At 59.4% G+C, this 816-nt stretch carries 2 protein-coding genes; both read right to left on the bottom strand.

The genetic code is table 11. The features are described from left to right. Positions 1-67: 67 nt before the first annotated feature. Entirely contained in the window at positions 68-322 is a 255-nt protein-coding gene (gene tnpB, locus C9I57_RS32200; RefSeq protein WP_107154524.1) for an IS66 family insertion sequence element accessory protein TnpB, read from the bottom strand. Then, positions 319-669: an IS66-like element accessory protein TnpA gene (gene tnpA / locus C9I57_RS32195; RefSeq protein WP_107154523.1), complete on the bottom strand. Its 351-nt coding sequence runs from the start codon at positions 667-669 to the stop codon at positions 319-321. Before tnpA ends, tnpB begins: the two co-directional genes overlap by 4 nt. Between the last annotated feature and the right edge of the window lie 147 nt (positions 670-816).

The following is an 816-nucleotide window of genomic DNA, read 5'->3' as shown; positions in this document are numbered from 1 at the left end:
GATGAAACATTGCAGTCGATGGGATCGCCTCGTTGACCGGGCCGCGGCGGCGTCGGCGACAAAGAAATCAAAACCCTCCGATTCGACAGAAGGAGTTGTAGTATGAAACCAGATAGTTCATCAGCAAGCACATGCCGTCACCGCTCCACCACAGCAGCTTGAGCAAGTCGCCGCGCTTGCCGCGAAACACGAATACGTGGCCGCAGAATGGATCGCGTTCGAGGACCGTTTCCACCTTCGCGGCGAGACTGTTGAAGCCGGCTCGCATATCGGTCACCCCGGCAGCCAACCACACACGTGTCCCTGATGGCAGACCGATCATGACGGCGAGCGCAACGTTGCAAGTACGGTCCGCAGTACATCAAGGTCAAGCGGTCCGTCGAAGCGCACCCGCATAGCGCCACATTCGACGACGAGGCTTGAAGAGGGTTGCGTCGGCACGGGCAAACGCACGGGAATGAACGTCTGTGCGGGCTGAGGCTGTGTCGCCAATTGAGCGCGCTCATGAGCGCGACGCCAGCGTGCGACCATGTTGGCGTTCAGTCCGTGCTCTTGCGCCACATCCGCAATCGATCGGGCCGGATCGTTTGATTGCGCCACGACCATCGCCCGGAATTCCTTCGGGTAGTTCTTGGACCCAAGTCGCCGGCCCACCGCCTTCGATTCCATCGTTCTGATTCCCACTTGATTGAACTGAACCCCGAAGGTTGGACACCAACTCGGAGGGGCTATGGGAAAATACACGGACCAAGCCAAGCTGGCTGCCGTGAAGGATTACTGTTCTGGGGAGGGTGGCCTGAAATCGGTTGCTCGCCG

It is taken from the genome of Trinickia symbiotica, assembly GCF_003028655.1.
In the GTDB taxonomy this organism is placed as follows: Bacteria; Pseudomonadota; Gammaproteobacteria; order Burkholderiales; family Burkholderiaceae; genus Trinickia; species Trinickia symbiotica_A.
Note: the sequence above shows the minus strand (reverse complement) of the source record. Positions and strands in the feature narration are given on the sequence as shown.

Coding starts and splice junctions, on each gene's coding strand:
- tnpB (WP_107154524.1), bottom strand. CDS start 322: ATGATCGGTCTGCCATCAGGGACACGTGTGTGGTTGGCTGCCGGGGTG.
- tnpA (WP_107154523.1), bottom strand. CDS start 669: ATGGAATCGAAGGCGGTGGGCCGGCGACTTGGGTCCAAGAACTACCCG.